Origin of the sequence: Sphingobacterium sp. HSC-15S19 (assembly GCF_050433745.1) — a bacterium.
GTDB lineage: Bacteria > Bacteroidota > Bacteroidia > Sphingobacteriales > Sphingobacteriaceae > Sphingobacterium > Sphingobacterium siyangense.
The window spans coordinates 1-16,716 of the sequence record NZ_JBNPWQ010000062.1; the positions used below are offsets into that span (position 1 = coordinate 1).

Annotated in this window: 19 protein-coding genes; 16 read left to right on the top strand and 3 right to left on the bottom strand. The window is 40.9% G+C overall.

Going from position 1 to position 16,716, the window contains the following annotated elements:
* Positions 1–387: 387 nt before the first annotated feature.
* Together L1283_RS27470 and L1283_RS27475 are read left to right on the top strand one after the other, a co-directional pair.
* Positions 388–834: a nuclear transport factor 2 family protein gene (locus L1283_RS27470; protein ID WP_429626749.1), complete on the top strand. Its 447-nt coding sequence runs from the start codon at positions 388–390 to the stop codon at positions 832–834.
* A gap of 886 nt (positions 835–1,720) precedes the next feature.
* The gene (locus L1283_RS27475; protein ID WP_088160560.1) at positions 1,721–2,167 is read left to right on the top strand and encodes a nuclear transport factor 2 family protein; all 447 of its coding nucleotides are present in this window, start codon (positions 1,721–1,723) and stop codon (positions 2,165–2,167) included.
* A gap of 108 nt (positions 2,168–2,275) precedes the next feature.
* Here L1283_RS27475 and L1283_RS27480 read toward each other — a convergent pair whose 3' ends face one another.
* Positions 2,276–3,511, bottom strand: a complete 1,236-nt coding sequence (locus L1283_RS27480; protein WP_146752976.1) for a hypothetical protein — start codon at positions 3,509–3,511, stop codon at positions 2,276–2,278.
* Positions 3,512–3,555: 44 nt separating this feature from the next.
* Positions 3,556–4,167, bottom strand: a complete 612-nt coding sequence (locus tag L1283_RS27485; RefSeq protein ID WP_075991501.1) for a Crp/Fnr family transcriptional regulator — start codon at positions 4,165–4,167, stop codon at positions 3,556–3,558.
* A gap of 262 nt (positions 4,168–4,429) precedes the next feature.
* Here L1283_RS27485 and L1283_RS27490 point away from each other — a divergent pair, with 262 nt between their 5' ends.
* The 14 genes from L1283_RS27490 to L1283_RS27555 all read left to right on the top strand — a co-directional run bounded on the left by L1283_RS27490 (position 4,430) and on the right by L1283_RS27555 (position 15,986).
* Positions 4,430–4,906, top strand: coding sequence for a c-type cytochrome (locus tag L1283_RS27490; RefSeq protein WP_070565751.1), 477 nt, complete (start codon positions 4,430–4,432; stop codon positions 4,904–4,906).
* Between the two features lie 59 nt (positions 4,907–4,965).
* Entirely contained in the window at positions 4,966–6,954 is a 1,989-nt protein-coding gene (gene nosZ / locus L1283_RS27495) for a Sec-dependent nitrous-oxide reductase (protein ID WP_429626750.1), read from the top strand.
* 11 nt (positions 6,955–6,965) lie between these two features.
* Complete coding sequence (locus L1283_RS27500; RefSeq protein WP_198386050.1) at positions 6,966–7,580, top strand: hypothetical protein; 615 nt, start codon at positions 6,966–6,968, stop codon at positions 7,578–7,580.
* Positions 7,567–8,016 carry a nitrous oxide reductase accessory protein NosL gene (locus tag L1283_RS27505; RefSeq protein ID WP_083295915.1) on the top strand — a complete coding sequence of 150 codons (450 nt, stop codon included), beginning with the start codon at positions 7,567–7,569 and terminating at the stop codon, positions 8,014–8,016. Before L1283_RS27500 ends, L1283_RS27505 begins: the two co-directional genes overlap by 14 nt.
* 10 nt (positions 8,017–8,026) lie before the next feature.
* A complete protein-coding gene (locus L1283_RS27510) occupies positions 8,027–9,277 on the top strand; it encodes a nitrous oxide reductase family maturation protein NosD (protein ID WP_070565743.1) in 1,251 nt (416 codons plus the stop codon).
* Complete coding sequence (locus L1283_RS27515; RefSeq protein ID WP_075991503.1) at positions 9,274–9,987, top strand: ABC transporter ATP-binding protein; 714 nt, start codon at positions 9,274–9,276, stop codon at positions 9,985–9,987. Before L1283_RS27510 ends, L1283_RS27515 begins: the two co-directional genes overlap by 4 nt.
* A gap of 7 nt (positions 9,988–9,994) precedes the next feature.
* Positions 9,995–10,762, top strand: coding sequence for an ABC transporter permease subunit (locus L1283_RS27520; RefSeq protein ID WP_070565740.1), 768 nt, complete (start codon positions 9,995–9,997; stop codon positions 10,760–10,762).
* Between the two features lie 29 nt (positions 10,763–10,791).
* Positions 10,792–11,718, top strand: coding sequence for an iron-sulfur cluster repair di-iron protein (gene ric, locus L1283_RS27525; protein ID WP_429626751.1), 927 nt, complete (start codon positions 10,792–10,794; stop codon positions 11,716–11,718).
* A 14-nt stretch (positions 11,719–11,732) separates the two neighbouring features.
* Positions 11,733–12,560, top strand: a complete 828-nt coding sequence (locus L1283_RS27530; RefSeq protein WP_429626752.1) for a DUF2249 domain-containing protein — start codon at positions 11,733–11,735, stop codon at positions 12,558–12,560.
* 1 nt (position 12,561) lies between these two features.
* A complete protein-coding gene (locus tag L1283_RS27535; RefSeq protein ID WP_429626753.1) occupies positions 12,562–13,824 on the top strand; it encodes a hypothetical protein in 1,263 nt (420 codons plus the stop codon).
* A gap of 37 nt (positions 13,825–13,861) precedes the next feature.
* Positions 13,862–14,191 (top strand): metal-sulfur cluster assembly factor, encoded by a 330-nt coding sequence (locus tag L1283_RS27540; protein WP_070565732.1) that lies wholly within the window; start codon positions 13,862–13,864, stop codon positions 14,189–14,191.
* 151 nt (positions 14,192–14,342) lie between these two features.
* On the top strand, positions 14,343–14,789 hold the full coding sequence (locus L1283_RS27545) for a nuclear transport factor 2 family protein (protein ID WP_429626754.1): 447 nt from the start codon (positions 14,343–14,345) through the stop codon (positions 14,787–14,789).
* A gap of 366 nt (positions 14,790–15,155) precedes the next feature.
* Entirely contained in the window at positions 15,156–15,662 is a 507-nt protein-coding gene (locus L1283_RS27550) for a hypothetical protein (protein ID WP_429626755.1), read from the top strand.
* 102 nt (positions 15,663–15,764) lie between these two features.
* On the top strand, positions 15,765–15,986 hold the full coding sequence (locus tag L1283_RS27555) for a DUF7336 domain-containing protein (RefSeq protein WP_429626756.1): 222 nt from the start codon (positions 15,765–15,767) through the stop codon (positions 15,984–15,986).
* 150 nt (positions 15,987–16,136) lie between these two features.
* Here the strand turns inward: L1283_RS27555 and L1283_RS27560 are convergent, their stop codons facing one another.
* The gene (locus tag L1283_RS27560; protein ID WP_429626757.1) at positions 16,137–16,403 is read right to left on the bottom strand and encodes a cyclic-phosphate processing receiver domain-containing protein; all 267 of its coding nucleotides are present in this window, start codon (positions 16,401–16,403) and stop codon (positions 16,137–16,139) included.
* Positions 16,404–16,716: the final 313 nt, after the last annotated feature.

Here is a 16,716-nt window from a genome sequence, read left to right on the forward strand (position 1 = left end):
AGATTGAAAAATAGGGGTCAATATCGAAATGATGAAAAAAGCTATGCTTGTACCACAGAAATCCAATCCTAAAATTTATTTAGGACACATATGAATCTGAATAGTTTAATTAGATGTTGTTCCATCTTTTTCTTCTCTATAGTTAATAACTTTTTTTTTCCGCTTGGCTAAAATCATTGGCAACATCGGCCTTGGCGATTCACGTTTTTTAATTGTTGTTAAAAGATAGTAAAAATAATTTCACTTTCCTCGCCGTTCCATTCCTGCCATTCACCGAGTTTTCCCAACCGTTGGTCTAAAGCCCATAGGCAAGGGGCCTATTGTGTCGTAGTTTTGAATCAACAAATAAGAACAGATAAAAAACTAACACAATAAAATAAAGACATTATGAAAACGCTAGTAAAAACATTCGCCGCCGCCGCCCTAATCGCCGTATCAACTTTCGCTATGGCAGCGGAAGGACCTGGAGCAAAAGCAACAAAAACAAACGTTAACCTTTCCACAGCAGACTTCGCTTTAGAGCATTATGTAGCGGTAACCACTGAGGGCGAATCAGCAGGTGTAGAGCAGTTATTCGCAGCTGATTTTAATCAAAAGATCCAAGCTACCAATGCGCAGTCTAACAGCCGTAGTGCCGTAGTTAAACTATTGAAAAAGCAAAAAGGAGAGAAGCTGAACTGCACAGTTAGCACTGATATTTTAGAAGAATCTGCAGATTATATGGTCGCTAAAGTAACGTTGAAATTTGAGAACTTCACCAAAACGGACTTAGTTACCTTGGAGCGTGTGGGCAATGATTGGAAAGTATCCAAATCGATCAATTCGTATAAATAAGAGCGATTTCAAATAAATATATATGTTGTAAAGCCATGTCGGGAGATGTGGCTTTTTTATGATCTATTTAAAATAGCGAGTTGCCTCGGTGATAGCGTAGCTAGTGGAGCTCAATTAGAATAATTAAGTAGAAAGAATAGATGAATCTAGGAGAAGAATTAGGAGAAGAGATTAAAGGAATAGAGTTGTTATAATGCTCGTACAATAGGCTGTGAGATGTTTTAGAAGAAAAAATGTAAATATTTTAGGGAAAGAACTAGGGAAAGATTAGGAGAAGAAGAAGTAGAAAGAAAGTAGATGAATTAGTAGAAAGAAAGTAGTATCGCCTTGTTTATAGATCTTGAATGCACTTGAGTTGATCGTGTAGTTTAATCACACCTTTCCCTACAACAGCTCATACAACGAAGCGTTGATAAACTGGATAGCCTTAAATTTCCTCTTACCATAACCTGCATGGTTATGACCAAAGACATGGTATCTCGGTGATCGCTACAACACAAACTCACGGATTTCGTCGCTGCTCTAGGCATTATTGCTAAAAACTGCTAATTATGGATGAGTTTAAATAACTTTTATAGGGGTTGTGTTCGTACCTGCTTCGTATAGCCTTCGGATCAGGACATGTAGGGTTCGATTGTTGACCAGTATCTGACCAGTTTTTTCCTGTACAGAGACTGGACAAGGTCTGTTGGGTGTCTGTACAATATCTATTGATGATCCGAACGTGGTACGAATCTGATACGAAGGAGACTTACCTCCCTATTCCCGCCATTCACCGAGTTTTCCTGATCGTTAGTCTAAAGCCGATAGGCTAGGGGCGTATTGTGTTGTAGTTTTGAGTCAACAAATAAGAACAACAGAACTAACACTATAAAATAAAGACATTATGAAAACGCTAGTAAAAACATTCGCAGCAGCAGCCCTAATCGCAGTATCTACATTCGCTATGGCAGCTGAAGGGCCAGGAGCAAAAGCAACAAAAACAAACGTTAACCTTTCTACAGCAGATTTCGCTTTAGAGCACTATGTCGCGGTAACTACCGAAGGAGAATCTGCAGGTGTAGAACAATTGTTCTCCGAGGATTTCAACCAAAAAATCCAAGCTTCCAATGCACAGAGTCACAGCCGTAACGCTATTGTTAAATCCTTGAAAAAACAAAAAGGCGAGAAGCTGAACTGTGCGGTAAGCACCGAAATCCTTGAGGAGTCGGCGGATTATATGGTAGCCAAAGTGACGTTGACGTTTGAAAACTTTACCAAAACAGACCTAGTGACTCTTGTACGTGAAGGTAATGACTGGAAAGTATCTAAATCGATCAATTCGTATAAATAAGAGCCATCTCAAATAAATATATAAATGTTGTAGAGCCATGTCGAGAGATGTGGCTTATTTTCTAGCTATTTCATGATCGATCATCTCTCATGGCTTATGCTAATAGCATCATTTGCGTAATTGGGTTTGCGTTATCCTGTAGAGGCTGACAACAATAATAGCTGCAGCGACCGTCAGCACATGATGTGTTCCCCTGATAGAATAATGTATAAATCCACCGAGCCCCTGCAACATTAACACAAATTCATTCAAAAAGATTCCAACAAGTAAGCCATAAACGCCATAGTGAATGCCTTTTTCGATTTTTAACATACAAATCTGAAAAGCATACCCAATTAAAAAGAGTGATATTACCACCAAAAGGACGAGGTGAAGATAAGCAATAACAATTGGTCGAAATCCATAAGCTTGTTGGCTCAGAGCAGGTATGACCGATATGCCTTGCAATATCAGTTTGAGAAAAATGGCAAACAGGACACATAACCAAATTTTAGATGTATCGGGGCTTAAGCGGAGTGAAATATTGCTTCGGACCAGTCGGACGACTCGTTGTGCTAATGTTCCCCACAGGACAAATTGCAATCCGACTGTAATGACTATAATAATATATAGCCACAGGGGTAAACCCTTCCACCATAGAACAGATAAGAAATAGGTTGGTATAACAGTCATGACATACACGAGCGAAAAACGCGGACTTATTGGTATTTTACCAGTACGTTTATACAGCCAACTGGCAAACAGAGCAATACAGCCAAAGAAAAACCAGCCATTATACTGAAAATGAAGATAAAAATAGACTGATGCAAGCTGTTTTAATGGATCCAGTTGGTGGCTCACTTTGAGATATGCCAGAAAATAGGTCCCTAGTGAACTAAATATATTGAAAAATAGTGCCGACTTAATTAAGATCGAAATGGCCGGAGGAAGCGTCGATGATTTAAGATCCCGCACTAATTGAAAGCAGAACCAATAAGAGACAAGTATCGATAAAAAGGATAATATAATCGAACATAGGTTATAGCCAGCAGCTGAAAAGGAAATAAGCATGCCTATCGAAACCGTCCAATTAGCCCATAGGATATGCTGATATTTCCTGCACAAAATCTGATTGGTTTTTATTCCCAGAACGGTCATTATGAGAAAAATCATAAGAGCTTGGGATACCCAGGCGGAAAAAGCAAAATGCGAATGCGCATGCATGAGGTTTTTCTGGTCGATCCAAGGAATGGGAAATAAAAATTTTAAGCGCATAATCAACCCGAAAATACCTACAATAAGTAAATTGAATAGGGTGATGACGATCCATTTCCTGATACTTAAATAGCTACTGATTTTATTCATACGTTGATTTCTTTCCGATAGCTGAAACATCGTTGTTTCAAGCTTCAATCAATACCATCGGCCGGAACAAAAACTTTTCCGCGGATAATGTTCAATTTATCTTCCTTGTCCATTTGCTTCATTGTCCGGATGATTGTTTCTACTCTTAACCCGGTCATATTAGCCAATTGTTGGCGCGTAAGCATAAGTCGGTTGCATTCCTGACAAACGAGTCTCTTGCTTTCATTTAACTTTTGGATCAGATTGGAGAGGATCTCCTCCGGTGAACGATTGTAAATTAATTTGATCATAAAGAGTTTAAAGTGTAGTTCGCGCGCCATCTTTTGTGATACCAAACGATGTAGGTTGCCATATTCATATATGATTTCGATGAATTTTTTCGAACTGATCTTCAGTAATGTACATGAACTGTCGGTAATTGCCGTCACTGTATAAACGCCATTGTCCAATATCGCTACTTCTCCAAAGCCCTCATTGGCACAGATAACATTGTGGAGGACCTCCCTACCGTCTGATAAGAAATTAGAAAGACGAACTCGCCCGCTTAACAACTGATAATAAAATGTGGCCATGCTATCCTCATGAAAAAGTATTTCACCAATATCGGCATGTAGGCTGCTCGCTCCCTTTTCGAGAAGTATTGCGGTTGGAATCATCGTTCGATATAAGTTAGTTTTTACTACACAGCGTAAAGATATAGTAGTGTCACAAAATAGATCTTGATGTTGATCACGGGAATGAGTGATGAAAATCAATATGGTGTTAATGTGCTTATATATAGTGTTTTATTGTTTTTGATTGATGGTTTGTTCTCACCGGAATCATTTTATGATTTGCCTCATAAAATGGCTACACGCTTCGATAATACCTTTGGATTAAGTAAAACACAATCAAGTTTGAACACAAAACCAAAATAAGATGAGAAAGCTAATTGTATGTTGTTTGATGGGATTATTTATCTATTCCTGTTCCTCAAACAATGGCGAGAAAAAGACCGTTGCCAACAGTGTTAATGAATCTGGGGCTTCGGCAAATGACGCCAGTGGATATGATCCTCACCGCGGTGAGGGAAAATTTGACAAAGTGGAAATCGCTGACCATTTGGATGCACCAATGGCCGCAGCCGGAAAATTGATTGTTGACCTGAAATGTGCTTCCTGCCACAAGCTAACCGACGAGAAACTAGTCGGGCCAGGATGGAAAGGTGTGACACAACGGAGAAAACCACAGTGGATCATGAATTTTATCACTAATCCTGATCCGATGATCGATAAGGATCCGGAATTACAGGCGCAACTTGAACTATGCATGGTCCGGATGCCTAACCAAAATCTAACGGACGAGGAAGCCCGAAAGGTATTGGAGTTTATGCGACAAAATGATGGTGTAAAATAATAAAAGCTGAATAAGAATCAACAAAGCTGCATAGGTATTAACCTTAAAATAAGAATAGAATGACTTTAACAAAATACATATTGACGAGCCTAATGGCGAGCGCGGTGTTATCGACTTTCCATGCCTGTAAACCCAAAGGACCGGGAGCCGCCGTGAGTGGTGATGCCGCTGAGAAGGTATATGTTGCCCCAGGGAAATACGATGAATTCTACAATTTCGTATCCGGGGGATTTAGTGGGCAGCTCTCCGTTTATGGACTTCCGTCCGGCAGATTATTGCGTGTAATACCCGTTTTTTCACTAGATCCCGAAAAGGGCTGGGGTTTTAGTGAAGAAACTAAACCGATGCTCGAAACGTCCCATGGCAATGTACCTTGGGATGATTTACACCACGTGCAGCTTTCGAAAACCGATGGAAACTACGACGGCCGCTGGGTATTTGTCAATGCCAACAATACCCCCCGTATTGCCCGGGTGGATCTGACAACTTTTCGTACGGCTGAAGTACTCGAACTCCCCAACAGCGGTGGAAACCACTCTTCGCCGTACATTACTGAAAATACCGAATATGTTGTTGCAGGAACGCGATTTTCGGTTCCGCTGGACGGTGAGTCGGGCGATGTACCTATCAATACCTTTAAAAAGAATTTTCGCGGAACATTGAGCTTTGTCAGCGTCAATAAGGATAATGGCAACATGGAATTGGCTTTTCAGATTGAGACACCCGGTGTAAACTATGACCTGAGCCGAGCCGGTAAAGGGACTTCTCATGGTTGGTTCTTCTTCTCCACCTACAATACCGAACAGGCAAATACATTGCTGGAGGTCAATGCATCCAAAAATGACAAAGACTTTATATTGGCCGTCAACTGGAAAAAAGCCGAAGAGTATTTGAAAGCCGGAAAAGGGAAAAAGGTTACCGGGTTGAAGTATGCCCATAACACTTACGACGAGAAATCACATACCGCAAAAACATCTTTTAATACAGAAACGATCGTATTGAAGGCAGAGGAGCTGGAGGGGCTATGCTACTATATCCCTTGCCCAAAATCTCCGCACGGTGTCGACGTTGATCCTACAGGCGAATATATTGTAGGGTCGGGTAAACTGGCTGCGGTCATACCTGTATTCTCGTTCGCTAAGATGCAGAAAGCAATCCAGGAAAAACAATTCGAAGGAAAATTCGGTGGTATCCCAATTATCAAATACGAATCTGCGCTGTACGGCGAAGTCCAAAAACCTGGCTTGGGCCCACTGCATACAGAATTTGATGGCAGAGGAAATGCAATCACGTCATTCTTTGTGTCTTCCGAATTGGTGAAATGGAATATTAAGGATTTAAAGGTGCTCGACCGTACACCAACATTTTACTCAACAGGCCATTTAATGATACCTGGTGGAGATACCAAAAATCCAGAAGGCAAATATGTCATCGCCTATAATAAGATTACGAAAGACCGCTTTCTCCCTACAGGACCGGAGTTGGCTCAGAGTGCCCAATTGTTTGATATCTCGGGAGACAAAATGCAATTGTTGTTAGACTTTCCGACCATTGGTGAACCACATTATGCGCAAGCTATCAAAGCGGAGAAAGTGAAAGACAAAAGTGTGAAGATTTTTAAAATTGAAGAAAATACCAGCCCATTTGTTGCCAAAGGAGACAAAGATGCACGCGTTGAACGTAAAGGTAACCAGGTACATGTATACCTGACATCCATCCGTTCACACTTCACTCCGGACAATATCGAGGGTGTACAACTAGGCGATGAAGTCTATTTCCATGTGACCAATATTGAGCAGGACTGGGATATGCCGCATGGCTTTGCTGTCAAAGGCGCAAAGAATGGAGAATTGCTCATTATGCCGGGAGAGACACAGACATTGAAATGGGTTCCAGATAGAGTAGGTGTATTCCCGTTCTACTGTACGGATTTTTGTAGCGCGTTACACCAAGAGATGCAGGGGTATATCCGTATCTCAAAAAAAGGAAACAATGTTCCGTTGATTTATAGTCTGGGAACCAATCAACCGCAAGAGAAGACCAATTAATATAACCTACAATGATGAAAACTACAAGTCACCTGTCAGCAGTACATCGGATTCTTTTGATCCTGAGTGGCCTGGCCCTGGTAGCGGTCATCTTCCTACCCATCTGGCGTATTGAGCTCGACGCAGCACAATACCCAGAAGGGCTAGAACTACAGATCTATAGCAACAAGTTGGCCGGACAAGTTGATATTATCAATGGACTGAACCACTATATCGGGATGAAAACGCTACATGCGGAAGATTTCATAGAATTTAAGGTCTTGCCCTATATCATCTTATTTTTTGCGCTTGCTTTTTTGCTTACCGGTTTCGTGCAGAATAGAAAACTGCTCTATGGCTTATTCTTTTGTTTTCTGCTTTTTGGAGTCGCAGCCCTGGTTGACTTTTATATCTGGGAATACAACTATGGGCATCAGCTCGATCCATCTGCACCGATAAAAGTTCCCGGAATGTCTTATCAGCCACCACTGATCGGATACAAACAGCTTTTAAATTTTGGCGCCTATTCTATACCTGATATCGGGGGATGGATCTTTATACTCTGTGGAATTATCTTGGCCTTTTGTACAGTGCGGGAGTGGCAAAATAATAAAACCCTAAAACTAAAATCATATGAGAAATTATAAATTATTTGCGTTGATCTGTAGTAGTATATTGCTGGTTCTATGTAGTTTGCAGGCCTGTCAGGGCAACAATAAACCCAAGCCTATTAAATACGGTAGCGAGCAATGTGCCCACTGTAAGATGACAATAACGGACGCGCGTTTTGGTACGCAGCTGCAGACAAAAAAGGGACGGGTCTTTAATTTTGATGACGTACAATGTATGATCGCCTTTGTCAAAGGGAACTCGGTCAAAAAAGAAGAGATTGCCGTTTATTACCTGCCGGATTATGTTAGCCATAAGCTCGTACCGGCTGAAGGTGCATATTATCTCAAAAGTGAAGCTTTGAAAAGCCCAATGCGAGGCAATGTTGCTGTATTTGAAAAACGGGTGGAACTGGATAAGGTCAAAGCAGAGATCGGTGGCACGGTGATGACCTGGAATGATCTGTGGAAATAAATGAATAACAATGAAGAATCTAGCTTTAGCGTTGTACTGTGCAATGGCTTGTCTTTGGCTCGTAAACGTGCCTGTATCGGCGACAACCATCCAGGTAGGAAAGGGGCAGTCGGTCAGAACAATAAAGGCTGGCTTAGCACAAGCGAAATCAGGTGATACCGTTTTAGTAGCGGCGGGTGTGTATAAGGAGGGGAATATTGTTATTGATAAGGCAATTTTCCTGAAAGGCCTGGGAAAACCTGTGCTGGACGGCGAGAAAAAATATGAACCGCTCTCGATCAAATCACCGCAGGTTACTGTTCAAGGCTTTTTAATACAGCATTCGGGACATTCTTCCATGAATGATATTGCCGGTATTAAAATTTACAATACAGCGCATATCAAAATTTTTGACAATGAGCTCGTGGACAATTTTTTCGGGATCTATGCGCAGAATGCTACAAACGTTGAAATACGGGGCAATATCCTCAAAGCTTTTGGTACAGCGGAGCAGCTGATTGGTAATGGTATTCATGCTTGGAAATCAGATAGTTTAAGTGTTGAAAATAATGAAGTGTCTGGACATAGGGACGGTATTTATCTTGAGTTTGTGACCCATACTCGAGTACAGGGCAATCTTTCTGAAAAAAATCTGCGCTATGGTCTCCATTTTATGTTTTCCCATGAGAACAGTTACATCTCAAACACCTTTCGCAGCAATGGTGCAGGTGTAGCTGTTATGTATACCAAGCATGTCCATATGGAAAACAATAATTTCGAAGAGAATTGGGGCGATGCCGCCTATGGATTGTTGCTCAAAGATATTTCCGATAGTCAGATCATCAACAATCAGTTTAGCCGCAATACCACGGGTATTTTTATGGAAGGATCGAATCGTATCCATATTGAACATAACAATTTTAAGAGCAACGGATGGGGGCTCAAGATTCAGTCGAGCTGTATGGACAATGTGCTTAAAGACAATAATTTTCTTCAGAATACCTTTGATGTTGCCACCAATGGTACCCTTACACTCAACAGCTTTGTGCATAACTATTGGGACAAATACGAGGGATACGATCTGGACAAAGACGGATTTGGGGATATCCCTTTTCGTCCCGTAAGCCTATTCTCGATGATGGTTGAGCGCTATCCTTCGGCGATGTTACTTTTTCGAAGTTTTATGGCCATGTTGTTCGACCGGACTGAAAAGCTATTACCAAGTCTGACACCCGAGGGGCTTAAAGACGATAAGCCTCGCATGAAATCAATAAAAGTATGATTAGTATCCAGCAGTTAACGAAAAGCTTTGGAAAATTCAATGCATTAAAGGGCATTGATCTGACCTTGAATGGCGGCGAATGCGTTGCCTTAATTGGCCCCAATGGCAGTGGTAAGACTACTTTGATCAAGTCTGTCCTAGGTATGGTCATGCCGAGTGCCGGACGGATCACTTTTGAAGGACAGGACATTGGACAGCAATGGGCTTATCGGAACCATATCGGCTATATGCCGCAGATCGGTCAATATCCTGAGAATATGTCCATCAAACAGGTCCTGGATATGATCAAAGATATCCGTAAACAGCCCCAGACGGATTCGGATCTTTATCAGGCTTTTGGCGTGGACAAGCTGTTGGAAAAACGGATGGCAACGCTTTCCGGTGGCACAAGACAAAAAGTAAGTGCCTGTATCGCATTTATGTTTGACCCCAAAGTACTCATCCTGGATGAACCTACAGCAGGACTGGATCCTCTGTCTACCGAAATTCTCAAGGATAAAATCAAAAAAGAAATCGGACGCGGTAAACTGATCATCATCAGTTCCCATGTGCTTAGTGATCTCGATGAATTTGTATCGCAGATTGTCTTTCTGCAGGAAGGAGAGCTGAAGTTTCATAAGAGTTTGCAGCAATTAAAAGAAGATACAGGTACTGAAAAGCTATCTAAAGCAATCGCTTATTTGATGCAGAACCGCGACCTGTCTAATTAGAGAAAAGATGAATAAAATTATACGCTACGTTTTTGTGGATCTCTTGCGCAACAAGACCATTTTATGCTACACCATATTACTCTTTGTACTTTCCATGACGGTCTATAGCATGGAGGACAACTATGAAAAGGGATTACTCAGTCTACTGAATATTGTGTTGTTTGTAGTTCCGCTGATGAGTATCATTTTTTCAGGCATCTATATCTACCAGAGTTCCGAGTTTATCAATTGCCTTGTCAGTCAGCCTTTGCAACGGCAAAGCATTTGGGGCAGCCTGTATGTGGGTCTGGCAGGTGCACTTAGTTTAGCTTTTTTTATTGGCGTTGGCATACCAACTTTTATCTATGCATTTAGCTCTTCGGGAATTACTTTGGTCGGTTGCGGACTGTTACTTTCTTTGATTTTCGTTTCGATCGCGATGTGGACATCTGTATTGATCAGAGATAAGTCGAAGGGGATAGGATTGGCAATTTTGCTTTGGCTTTATTTCACGCTGCTTTTTGACGCACTGGTGCTTTTCATCCTATTTCAGTTTGCGGATTATCCCATCGAACATGGAATGGTTGCACTGTCCATGCTCAATCCCATCGATATCTGTCGCATCCTTATTTTATTACAGGTCGATCTATCCGCGATGATGGGCTATACAGGGGCGATATTTCGGGATTTCTTCGGTAATACATTCGGCATTGCGATCACCCTGTTGGTCATGTTGCTCTGGTGCCTCATTCCTCTAGGGCTATCTATTCGCTATTTTAAGAAAAAGGATTTATAATAATTTATTGACCATTTAATACTATTATCATGATTAAATCATCGTTATTGGAGGTTTTCAATATAGAACCTCGACTTAAACACCCGACCATATTTGATCACTTCGATGCCCTGGATTCGGGCGAGTCATTTATTATCAAAAACGATCATGATCCTAAACCGCTCTATTATCAGTTGCTGGGTGAACGTGGAAAGGATCTCATTTGGAATTATCTTGAATCGGGGCCCGAATACTGGCAGGTTCGCCTTGGCAAACCGCTCGAAAGCGAAACACTGGAAACCGTTGGCCATATTGCTGCCAAGGATATCCGCAAGGCCGAAGTTTTAAAACAGCTTGGGGTAGATTTTTGTTGCGGTGGTAAGCAGACGCTTAAGGAGGCCGCTCATAGTGTTGGTCTCGATGAAATTGAATTGCGCAGACGGTTAAACCAATCCGAAGAGCTTCCTATAGCCGGCCCACCGCTAAATTTTAAAGATTGGGATATCGATTTTTTAAGTGATTATATTAAGAATGTTCATCATCGGTATGTCCGGGAAAAAGGACCGATTATTCAGGAACTTGCACATAAAGTGGCCGATGTGCATGCACAGCAGCATCCCGAGCTGGTCAACTTGTCCAAAGAACTCGATGCCTTTCTTGATGACCTTTACCATCATTTGGATAAAGAGGAGAAGCAGCTCTTTCCGGCAACCAAGAATGAACAAGAATTGACCAGCAAACAGGTAGAGCAGCTCATTCAATTTTTGATTTCCGAACACGAAGATTCAGGAAAGGAACTTCAGCAGTTGCGCAAAATTACCCAAAATTACACATTGCCAGCCAATGCCTGCAATTCCTACACGTCATTATTTTCACAGATCGAATCTTTCGAATCCGATCTTTTGCAGCATATCCACCTGGAGAATAATATTTTATTTCCAAAGTTGCTCGCGAGCTACGGTGTTCAAATGAATTAAAAACTAGAAAAGCCATGCGGATAAACCAGCATACCAAGATTTCAGAACTGATCAGCTATAATGACTTAAGCATTGAAGCCATTGCAGCTATTGCCAAACCCTTGCATAAGATCCGGATCCCGGTGTTGCGTCGGATACTGGCCCCTCGGGTCTCCATAGGCGAAGCAGCAAAAATTGGCGGATGTTCGGTTGCAGATTTTCGTGCTGCGCTGGTACCGCTCGGCTTTATTTGGATGTCAGATGGAGCTGAGAAAGTCAATGATCCATTCGATGCAGCAGAGCGGCCAAGTTGGATGGATGATGCAGCAGTGACGGTTGTATTCGATGTGAGACCCCTATTGGAAATGGGGCAAGATCCATTAAAAGATATTTTTCAGTTGTATCGCTCACTCGTCGCAGGAGGGATTCTTTGCATCAGCAATTCATTTGTCCCCATTCCATTGATTAGGCGTATGGAGGAGCGTGGAGTGCCAAGCTATAGCCACGAATGGGCGGAGGGCGAATTCAGAAGTTACTTTTATAAAAAAGATACAGTGCTGTCCGTTCAGCCTGCTGAGGGCGATCATATTTCATTTGTGCCGAAACGACTTTTTGAGCAGAAATTAGCGCGACTTTCCGCGCTTCAACTTGTTACATTGGATGTCAGGACATTGCCTATGCCGCAGCCCATGGAATCAATTCTTGAGGCCCTTGCTCAACTGAAAGCCAATGAGGTTGTCTATGTAAAACATCGGAAGGTTCCGCTCCATTTACTAGAAGAACTGGATCATTTTTCTTATCGGATTTTCATCCATGAACAACATCCTGGAGATGTCCATCTGTTAATTTACCCCGTTAAATAAAATGTCACATATTGCTATTCATAAGAGCCCAGAAGCGTATGCTGTATTGCCGTTTTTTATCACTTCGGGCATTTTTTTTCTACTGTTCAGCTTCCTCTTGGTTTTTAGCGGGGGGCAGCTCTTTGGGCACCATTTTCAACCAAAAGTGCTGGCAATCGTCCATAGCCTAGCACTAGGTTGGGGCACGATGGTGATTTATGGAGCGGCGTATCAGCTGGTGCCGGTTATTTTTGAACGTTCACTTCGCTCTTCCAAATTGGCATTTTTCAGTTATATCCTATTGACATCGGGAACCTGTGTGTTGATTTATAGTTTCTGGTATTTCAAGATCGGTTTACTCATGTGCGTTGGAGGGCTATTGATTACGCTCAGCTCCTACCTGTACTTCTACTTGCTGTGGATGACGACTAAAGATGTGGAGCATCTATTTGAACTACGCCTTTATTTTACGTTCTCGGCCTTCTGGCTTTGTTTTACAACCACCTTAGGCCTTTTGCTTGCCATTAATTTAGCCCATGGTTTTCTAACAAAAAGTCACCTCGATATCCTAAAGCTACACGCCCACGTCGGTATTGTTGGTTGGTTTTTGCAGTTGATCCTGGGAGCGGGAGCGAAGATGCTGCCGATGTTTCTCTTGGGACAATCCACCAAAACAAAGTGGCTTTATGTTTCGGTCATTTTGATAAACCTTGGATTGGTACTTTTTTTATTGGACGGATACAGCCATCCTGTGGGATTAAGATCTCTTACCTTTGGAGCAATAGTGCTATTGGGAGTAGTTTGCTGGGCCGTTTTTGTCGTGGATTGTTTTGTGCACCGGGCGCGTAAGGTACTGGATATTCCGATGAAACATAGTTTCATTTCCTTTTTGAGTTTATTGTTCGCGTTTCTCACCTTACCTATGGTTGTCCGGCAGGAGTCTGGTAATTGGGTGAATTTATATGCCGTATGGGTGTTTTTTGGATGGATAACGGGTATTATTTTAGGGATGACCTATAAGACCCTGCCTTTTATGATCTGGAATTGGCGCTATAAAGATCTCAATGGCATCAAAAAAATACCTTTGCCCAAGGAACTTTATAGTCAGCGATTACTTTCTATACAATATTATCTTTACCTAGTGGCGCTTGTCGTCATGGCGGTTGCTGTAGCCGGTCAATTCAGGTGGGCATTATACTGTGCAGCCTGGCTTTGGGCAGCACTTGCTGCTGTTTATGTTGTCAATGTCGGAAAAGTAGTTTTTCATCAAAGAAAAAGTAAATAAACTACGCACCTCGCCTATATATTTAATGAAAGATACCATGAAAATTGATCTAACAAAACCGGAGGCTTCCGATCAGTTAAAAGCTGTTCAGGTATTGATGCTTGTGATGGATCCCGAATTGGGGATCAACATCGTAGATATGGGCTTAATTTATGATATTAATTTAACCGATCCCAGTCGTATTGTTGTTACCATGACGTTATCTTCATCCTATTGCCCGATGGGCGACTCTATCGTTCATGGCGTTGAAAAAACATTGCAACAGCAATTTCCACAGCGGGCAATAATTATCGAGCTCGTTTGGGATCCTATTTGGACTCCCGATCGGATCAGCGAAGAGGGAAAGAGCCTATTGGAACGAGAATGATTTCTTGAAGAATAAATTCACCTCCCTATTTCCGCTATTCGCCGAGTTTTCCCGATCGTTAGTCTAAAGCCTTTAGGCTAAAGGCCTATTGTGTTGTAGTTTTGAGTCAACAAATAAGAACAAAAGTACTAACACAATAAAAAAAAACATTATGAAAGTATTAGTAAAAACATTCGCAGCAGCAGCTTTAATCGCCGTATCTACATTTGCTATGGCAGCTGAAGGACCTAGAGCAAAAGCAACAAAAGAAAACGTTAACCTTTCCACAGCTGACTTCGCTTTAGAGCATTATGTAGCGGTAACCACTGAGGGCGAATCAGCAGGCGTAGAGCAGTTATTTGCAGCTGATTTTAATCAAAAGATTCAAGCTTCCAATGCGCAGTCTAACAGCCGTAGCGAAGTGGTTAAATCCTTGAAAAAACAAAAAGGCGAAAAGCTGAACTGTACAGTAAGCACAGATATCATCGAGGAATCGGCAGACTATATGGTGGCTAAAGTAACGTTGAAATTTGAAAACTTCACCAAGACTGACCTGGTTACCTTGGAGCGTGTAGGTAATGATTGGAAAGTATCTAAATCAATCAATTCTTATAAATAGTATTTAATAACTAGTGGTTTGTCAGCAATTAAAGACAAACCACTAGTGAATCATATGTTTATTAAGGCCACGTCGGGAGATGTGGCTTTTTTACGTCAAAAGGGCCTGATTCTCATCAGACCCTTTCTCTTAGCGTTTATTTGTACAGTAATTTTTATGTTTCCTATCGTTTCCTCTTTTTTGTTTCGTCATCCAATGTTTTTAAAAACTATTGGATTTTCACTGTACGACGCCAATTTTTATGTTGAACCTTTCTTTCGAAAGGCAGCTTGTAGCCGTTTTGTATGGTAAGAACAACGGCTTTTTGAAAATAGTTTTATTGGAGTGATTTTTTTTTGATAAATTATATTGGCTTATTTAAACTGTATGAAGATCTTGATTATTCTAATGTCATTCTTGTTCGCCCATACTCCGCAAGAAAATACCTGCAAGTTAGATATCACTGATCTAGTTGTAAACGCAATGAAAATAGGTGAAAAGGAATTTGATAAAGACTTTACAGGGCAGCTGTACCAAAAAAAGAGTTGGAAGGTATACCATACTTTTATTGACCACGAGATTTATCATGATATCCTTTCTTGGTCAATTCCTGGGTTTTCAATGGCAAATGATTCATGTGAATTCGCTTTAACACAAACTAATGGGATTGGGCTGGTTGAAAATAGACTCGTATATGCGAAAAATGACTTTAACCAAGTTGAACTACAAAGACCATTCTACAACTTTGAAAAAAATGCATTCTCGACAATAATCTGGGTGCGGGATCAATCCTGGATGGGAGGTTTTTGTGTCTTAGTTTATTTTAACATTGATAATGGAGTATGTAGGTTTATAAAAGGGGAGCCATTTATCGTATCGGATGTTCAGTATTGATAGTTCAGAAAGGCTTACATAGGATATTGTCTTAAAAAGTCATAAATTTATTAAAGAGCTTATCTGTAGAGACATCATTAGATCATATAAAAGATTTTTTTTATGAAACATGTTTATTTATTATGGCACACCTATGTTGATGAAACATTGGCTGGGGGTGAGGACTTTAAATTGATCGGCGTATATAGCTCCAAAGAACTTGCTGAGGCAGCTTTAGTAAGGGCCTCAAAATTTAGAGGTTTCAGCGATCAGATTGAAGGTTTTGAGATTTCACCATATGAGGTTGATACAGATGGCTGGAAAGCGGGTTTTACTCTTGTATAAATTCCATTGGCTTATGATTTTACAAAATGATGTTAGGTGTATAGCACTAATTATCGTCCGTCTGAAACATCAATTCATGATGCAAGATCCTCTGACAATAGCAAATTCTCTCCACAGAAGGGATTGTCAATTTAATCTCTAATGCCTTGATTAACTCTGATCAATAGTTTTTATAAAGTTGTTCCAACAAGAAAGGATGTTTGTTTTGCCTAAGGGGTTTTGCGAGCGACATAATACCTGGGGCAAAACCCTATGTTCCTGTTCAATAATTAGATTCACGATATACTTCACAGGGTCATACCCGGACTCTGCTTCTGTGTTGTCAAGATTTATTCCCAGATCGTGATCAAAAGAGATGATTGACGGAATACCGTTTTCAGATATATACGTCACAAAATCTTGATAATTACGAATAATGGTCTAATTGGTCAACAGATATGGAGTTATTTCTTCCTTTGGTAAATAATAGGACAGGTCCGATGGTAATCTTATATCATCCAAAAATATACATTTAGTATTATGCTCCATTGATTTCCGTGATTTTATATCTAAATATAGCTTAATTGAAGCGTTATATAGACTGATAGCTTTCTAAAACTATGTTCGTTTATTTGTTTCAGCCCTGTCGTGGATATATAAGCTGCGCCCGTTTGTTTAGACAGAAATTTCTAATTTTTATATAGTATTTTCTGTTTTAGGGCTGAAAATGGAAATAACTTTTTGGCTCTTG